This window comes from Streptomyces sp. NPDC021356, assembly GCF_040641015.1.
Lineage (GTDB): Bacteria > Actinomycetota > Actinomycetes > Streptomycetales > Streptomycetaceae > Streptomyces.
The window spans coordinates 134813-141270 of record NZ_JBFACU010000023.1; the positions used below are offsets into that span (position 1 = coordinate 134813).

Annotated in this window: 4 protein-coding genes; 3 read left to right on the plus strand and 1 reads right to left on the minus strand. The window is 72.9% G+C overall.

Annotated elements, in window-relative coordinates:
• Window positions 1-229: 229 nt before the first annotated feature.
• The 3 genes from AB0G56_RS28105 (at window position 230) to AB0G56_RS28115 (ending at window position 3526) form a co-directional block, all read left to right on the plus strand.
• On the plus strand, window positions 230-1102 hold the full coding sequence (locus AB0G56_RS28105; protein WP_360974208.1) for a class I SAM-dependent methyltransferase: 873 nt from the start codon (window positions 230-232) through the stop codon (window positions 1100-1102).
• Between the two features lie 469 nt (window positions 1103-1571).
• Window positions 1572-2144: a hypothetical protein gene (locus tag AB0G56_RS28110; RefSeq protein WP_360974211.1), complete on the plus strand. Its 573-nt coding sequence runs from the start codon at window positions 1572-1574 to the stop codon at window positions 2142-2144.
• Window positions 2145-2362: 218 nt separating this feature from the next.
• Window positions 2363-3526, plus strand: a complete 1164-nt coding sequence (locus AB0G56_RS28115) for an MFS transporter (protein ID WP_360974214.1) — start codon at window positions 2363-2365, stop codon at window positions 3524-3526.
• A gap of 200 nt (window positions 3527-3726) precedes the next feature.
• Here the strand turns inward: AB0G56_RS28115 and AB0G56_RS28120 are convergent, their stop codons facing one another.
• Window positions 3727-6270 carry an ATP-dependent Clp protease ATP-binding subunit gene (locus AB0G56_RS28120; RefSeq protein ID WP_360974217.1) on the minus strand — a complete coding sequence of 848 codons (2544 nt, stop codon included), beginning with the start codon at window positions 6268-6270 and terminating at the stop codon, window positions 3727-3729.
• Between the last annotated feature and the right edge of the window lie 188 nt (window positions 6271-6458).

Below are 6458 nucleotides of genomic sequence, written 5' to 3' on the forward strand. Positions count from 1 at the left end.
ATCATGACGCGCTCACCGCACGGCAACCGACACGTGAGGAAGCCTTAACCGATCCGTGTCCAAAACCGGCGCGGCGTCACCTGTGCGGACAAGACACGCCGATCACGGCCGCCCCTGCGCGGTAGTGATCGCCACACGCACGCGTGGTGGGCGCGTGGCGAGTGGACGCTCGGAGGGCGGACGTGTGGAGGATGGACGTGCGGAGGGCGAACGTATGGAGGGCGGACGCATGGGCAGCGGGGGCGCGCAGGACAGCCGGGCGGAGCAGGCGGATCACACGGCGGTACGGGTCGCGCTGTGGCGGGCGCTGCACGTACGGGCCGATCCTCCGCCGCACGTCTTCGAGGACGAGGTCGGCCTGCGGCTGGCCGGCCCCGGCGACGACTGGCGGCAGCGTCCGGACATGGACGCGGACGGGACGCGGGCGTTCCGGGCGGGCATCGTGGCGCGGGCCCGCTTCGTCGAGGACCTGGTCGTGGCGGAGGCCGGGCGGGGGGTCACGCAGTACGTCGTCCTGGGCGCCGGGTTGGACACCTTCGTCCAGCGCCGCCCCGAGGTGGCCGCCGGGCTACAGGTGTTCGAGGTGGACCAGCCGGAGCCGCAGGCGTGGAAGCGGCGACGCCTGACCGAGCTGGGGCTGGGGGTGCCCGACGGCCTGCGCCTGGTGCCCGTCGACTTCGAGGCGGGCGGCTCCTGGTGGGAGGAACTGGTCGCGGCCGGCTTCGACGCGGAGCGTCCGGCGGTGGTGGCCTGCACCGGCGTGAGCATGTACCTCACACAGGAGGCGATCAGGGGCACGCTGCGCCAGGTGGCGGGGCTCGCGCCCGGCTCCACGCTGGCCATGACGTTCATGCAGCCCGCGGAACTCCTGGACCCGCGGATGCGGGACCTGCTGGAGAGGACGACGCGCCTGGCGCGGGCGTCCGGGACGCCGTTCCTCAGTTTCTTCTCCCCTGCGCAGATGCTCGACCTCGCCCGCGAGGCGGGGCTTGCACAGGCCCGGCACGTGTCGGCGGAGGATCTGGCACGGCGCTACTTCACCGGCCGCACGGACGGACTGCGCCCCGTGGCCGCCGAGGAACTTCTGGTCGCCACGGTCTGAGGGCCACCAAGGGCGCAGCTCAGGGCGCCACGGGCCGGAGACCGGCACCGCCTGAGGCTCGCACGCACGGACCGGGGAACGGCACCCGGCACCCCCTGACGGTCGCCCGCACAGACCGGGGAACGGCACCGCCTGAGGGCCGCCCGCACGGCCCGAGGGCCCGGCCCTGGGCCCTCACGGTACGAGGGCCGAGACAGTCCGAGGGCCACAGTCCGAGGGCGGACACAATCCGAGGCCCACACGGTCCGAGGGCCGCCCCGGGCCCGCGGGGTGTCGCTCCGGTGCCGGTGGTGGCCCCGCGGGCGGCTCGGTCGTGGTTCTGCCCGACCGGTCCGCCCGGTCCGCCCGGGCAACCCGTGTCCCCCGAGTTCGCAGTGTCCGCAATGTCCGCCCAGGAGGGAGCCTCTGATCGCTTCTGGAGGCACACTTGCAGTAAGGCCCGTCGGTCTGGCACGAGGGGGTGTCGAAAGTGACACGTCGTGCGGGAGTGTGGCTGTGGCGATGGCGGCGCAGCCCGCTGAGAAGGACCAGCGATGTCGTCGAGGCGTGGATCCTGCTCGCCGCCTGGGTCCTCGCGGTGGTGGGCGCTCTGGTGGCCGGGCTGCTGACGGCGGGCGCGATGCAGCAGACCGCGGAGCACACCCGCGCGCGGAGCCACCCGGTGACCGCCGTGCTCGTCCAGGACGGGCCCCAGGGGAACGCCCGGCCGGCCGGCGGCGCCCTGGTGTGGGGGACGGTCCGCTGGGCGGAGCCGGACGGCACGGGCCACACGGACCGCGCCCGGGTTCCGGCCACCGCGACACCAGGGTCCCGCATCACCGTCTGGACCAATGGCCACGGCGCCCTGACCTCCCCGCCCGCCTCCGCGGCCGACACCGCCTTCCAGTCGGTCCTGGGCGGTCTGTGGGCCGGAACGGCGACCGTGGGCCTCGTCGCCGGCGGTGCCAAGCTCGCCCAGTCCCGCCTGGACCGCCACCGTTTCGACCAGTGGGCCGACGAATGGGCCCGGATGGACACGCGGTGGGGCCGCACCACGGGCTGACACGACCCCCGGGGCCGACACGACGTCCGCAGGCGGGCGCCTCCACACCGAGGCGGCGCCCGCGCGCCCTACGCCTCGACCCGCCCGCCCCCGCCCTGACCTGCACGGAACCACCCGCGCCCCGGCCCCGACACCCCACTCACCCCCTTGCCCAAGCGCAGGCCGCCTTCTAGCCTGAGTTTGTGCCGCTAATAAACAAAGTCCGTTCGCACAACGTCGTGCCGGATACCTCGCTCGTCCGCCTCCGCATCGCCCTCACCGCGTTCTTCGCGCTCGACGGCTTCGTCTTCGCCGGCTGGGTGGTGCGCATCCCGGCCATCAAGGAGCAGACGCACGCCTCCGCCGGGGCACTGGGGCTGGCGCTGCTCGGAGTCTCCGCCGGGGCCGTCGTCACGATGACACTGACCGGGCGCCTGTGCCGCCGCTACGGCAGTCATCCGGTCACGGTCGCCTGCGCCGTCCTGCTCTCCCTCAGCGTCGCCCTGCCCCCGCTCACCCACTCCGCCCCGGCCCTGGGCGCCGTCCTGCTGGTCTTCGGTGCCGCCTACGGCAGCATCAACGTGGCCTTCAACAGCGCGGCCGTCGATCTGGTGGCCGCGCTGCGGCGGCCGGTCATGCCGACCTTCCACGCCGCCTTCAGCCTGGGCGGCATGGTAGGAGCGGGCCTCGGCGGACTCGTGGCCGGTCATCTCTCCCCCACCCGCCACCTGCTGTCCCTCACCGTGATCGGCCTGCTCGTCACCGCCGTCGCGGGCCGTACGCTCCTGCGGATCGCGCCCCCGGAGCCGGCCGGCCGGGCCGGGACCGGGCAGGGGCAGACGCGCCGGCTCGACGGACGCACCCGCGCCATCGTCCTGGTCCTCGGTCTCATCGCCCTGTGCACGGCCTACGGCGAGGGCGCCATGGCCGACTGGGGCGCGCTGCACTTCACCCAGGACCTGGCCGCCTCGCCTGGCGTCGCGGCGGCCGGCTACTCCTGCTTCGCGCTCGCGATGACCGCGGGGCGGCTGACCGGTACCACCCTGCTCGAACGGCTGGGCCGGACCCGCACGATCGTGGGAGGCGGGTGCGTCGCCGCGGTCGGCATGCTGCTCGGCTGCCTGGCTCCGACCGTGTGGGTGGCCCTGCTCGGCTTCGTCGTCACGGGTCTCGGGCTCGCGAACCTCTTCCCGGTCGCCGTGGAGCGCGCCGGCGCCCTGGCCGGTCCGAGCGGTGTCGCGATCGCCTCCACACTCGGATACGGCGGCATGCTCCTCGGCCCTCCGGCCATCGGGTTCATGGCCGAATGGCTGTCCTTGCGGGCCGCGCTCGCCAGCGTGGCCGTACTGGCCGCGGTCGCCGCCGCGATCGGGTTCGCGACGCGACGGTCGACGTACGAGTGACGACCCGCGTACAAGTGACCGCCGACGTAGCAGTGACTGCCCGCGTACAAGTGACCGCCTAGGCGTACCAGGAACTGCCTACGTACCAGGGACTGCCGGCGTACCAGTGACCGCCGGCGTACCAGTGGGACGAGCGGCGCGTCCGAGGGGCCGAGGACCGGCCGGAGCCGGCCAGGTGACCCCTGCCCGGGCCGGCCCGGTCAGGACGCCGAGTCCATGCCGTCCCCTCCCGCGTAGACCTTGGCGTCGGACGGCGCCGGATGTTCGACGCGGCACACCAGGGCGTCGTTCTCGACGTCCGCGACGATCGTGTCGCCGGGGTCGGCCGAGTCGCTGAGCAGCAGGGAGGCGATGCGGTTGTCCAGTTCGGCCTGGATGGTGCGGCGCAGCGGGCGGGCGCCGAACTCGGGCTGGTGGCCGTGGGCGACGAGGAGCTTCTTCGCCGCGTCGGTGACCCGCAGTTCCAGCCCCTGGGCCCGCACCCGCCGCCGGCTGTTGTCCAGCAGCAGGTCGACGATCCGGTTCAGCTCCTGTTCGCCGAGCCCGTGGAAGATGATGATGTCGTCGATGCGGTTGAGGAACTCGGGCAGGAACCGGCCGCGCAGGTCCTCCGTCAGCTGGTCCTTGATGGCGGCGACGTCGCCGTGGTGGGTGAGGATCCGCTGGGCGCCGATGTTTGAGGTCATGATGACCACGGTGTTGCGGAAGTCGACGGTGCGGCCCTGCGCGTCGGTGAGGCGTCCGTCGTCGAGGACCTGGAGCAGGGTGTTGAAGACGTCCGGGTGGGCCTTCTCCACCTCGTCGAACAGCAGCACGCTGTAGGGCCGGCGGCGGACCTTCTCGGTGAGCTGGCCTGCCTCCTCGTGGCCCACGTAGCCGGGCGGGGCGCCGACGAGCCGGGAGACGGTGTGCTTCTCCTGGAACTCGCTCATGTCGAAGCGGACCATGCGGTTCTCGTCGCCGAAGAGGAGTTCGGCCAGCGCCTTGGCCAGTTCGGTCTTGCCGACGCCGGTGGGGCCGAGGAAGAGGAAGGAGCCGACGGGCCGGTTCGGGTCGCCCATGCCGGCCCGGCTGCGGCGTACCGCCTGGGCGACGGCGGTGACGGCCTCGTCCTGCCCGACGACGCGGTCGTGCAGGGCGTCCTCCAGCTTGAGCAGCCGTTCCTTCTCGCTCTCGGTGAGCTGGGCGACGGGGATGCCGGTACGCCGGGACAGCACGTCGGCGATGTCGTCGACGGTCACCTCCAGCACGCCCTCGCGGCGCTCGGCCAGCCCTTCCAGCTCGGTCTCGATCTCGGTGAGGCGGTCCTTCAGCTCGGCGGCGCGCTCGAAGTCCTCGGCGGCGACGGCCTGGTCCTTCTCCCGGCGCAGCTTGGCCAGCCGGTCCTCGCGGTCGGCGACCTCGGTGGAGCGTCCCAGGGAGCGCAGCCGCACCCGGGCCCCGGCCTGGTCGAGCAGGTCGATGGCCTTGTCGGGCAGGAACCGGTCGGTGACGTAGCGGTCGGACAGCCCGGCCGCGGCGGCCAGCGCGTCGTCGCTGTAGCGGACCTGGTGGTGGGCCTCGTAGGAGTCGCGCAGGCCCTCCAGGATCTGCACGGTCTCCTCGACGCTCGGCTCGGGCACCATCACGGGCTGGAAGCGGCGTTCCAGGGCGGCGTCCTTCTCGACGTACTTGCGGTACTCGGCGAGGGTGGTGGCGCCCACGACGTGCAGCTCGCCGCGGGCGAGGGCCGGTTTGAGGATGTTGCCGGCGTCCATCGAGCCCTCGCCGGTGGCGCCCGCGCCGACGACGGTGTGCAGTTCGTCCAGGAACAGGATCGTCGACTCGGAGGCGGCCTTGACCTCGTCGATGACGTTCTTCAGCCGTTCCTCGAACTGTCCGCGGTACTGAGCCCCGGCGACCAGTCCGGTCAGGTCCAGGGCGACGACCCGTTTGTTCTCCAGTGTCTTCGGCACGTCCCCGGCGACGATCCGCTGGGCCAGCCCCTCCACGATCGCGGTCTTGCCGACGCCCGGCTCGCCGATCAGGACGGGGTTGTTCTTGGAGCGGCGGGAGAGGATCTCCACGGTCTGCTCGATCTCCATGGCCCGCCCCACGACCGGGTCCAGTTTCCCGGCCCGGGCCTCCTCGGTCAGGTCACGGCCGTACTGGTCGAGGGTCGGCGTGTCGCTCGGCGTGTCGCTCCCGCCGGGCGCGGCCTCGGTGCGGGCCGCGGTCTCGGCGCTGCGGCGGACCTGTTCGGTGTCGATGCCGTGCGCGGCGAGGACGCGGGACGGTGCGGCGCCCGGCGTGTCGAAGAGCGCGCCGAGGATGTGCTCCGGACCGATGTACGACACTCCGGCCGCCCGGGAGTGTTCGTAGGCACGCAGCAGCACCCGCTTGGCGGCCGGGGTCAGGCCCGGCTGGGCCGAAGGGGTGCCGCTCTCACCCGGCAGCGCCTCGGCGAGGGCCGCGGCGAGCCGGTCGGGGTCGGCGCCGGCCTGGGCGAGGAGACCGCGGGCGGGCTCCACCTGGGTGCAGGCCCACAGCAGGTGCTCGGTGTCCAGGTCGGAGCTTGCGTCCTCGGCCGCCCTCCCGGTGGCGCGGTTGATCAGGTCCTGCGCCGACTCGGTGAGCAGCCGTCCGATCGGCACCCGCTGCACCTGCGGCGGCGATGCGCCCGGGGTCATCCCGAAGAAACGGTTGAGGATCTCGGAGAACGGATCCGGGCCACCGAACGAGGCGCCGAAGGGGGACATCGTCATGATCGCCGTCCGCAGCATGGGGGAATGAGTCCCCACCAGCCCAACCCACCGTTCGGACCACCGCAACGCGGCATACGCCGACCCGGTGGCGTACCGGGGGGTGCCTCTATGTCTTTCGTCAAGCGAGGCGTGGGGTTCTGGGTTCGTAGAAGGTGCCGTCGCGGAGCATCGCGAACAGCACGTTGATC

Excerpts from the sequence above, each read along its gene's own strand:
- AB0G56_RS28120 (WP_360974217.1), bottom strand. The coding sequence starts at position 6,270 with ATGACGATGTCCCCCTTCGGCGCCTCGTTCGGTGGCCCGGATCCGTTC.
- AB0G56_RS28105 (WP_360974208.1), top strand. The coding sequence starts at position 230 with ATGGGCAGCGGGGGCGCGCAGGACAGCCGGGCGGAGCAGGCGGATCAC.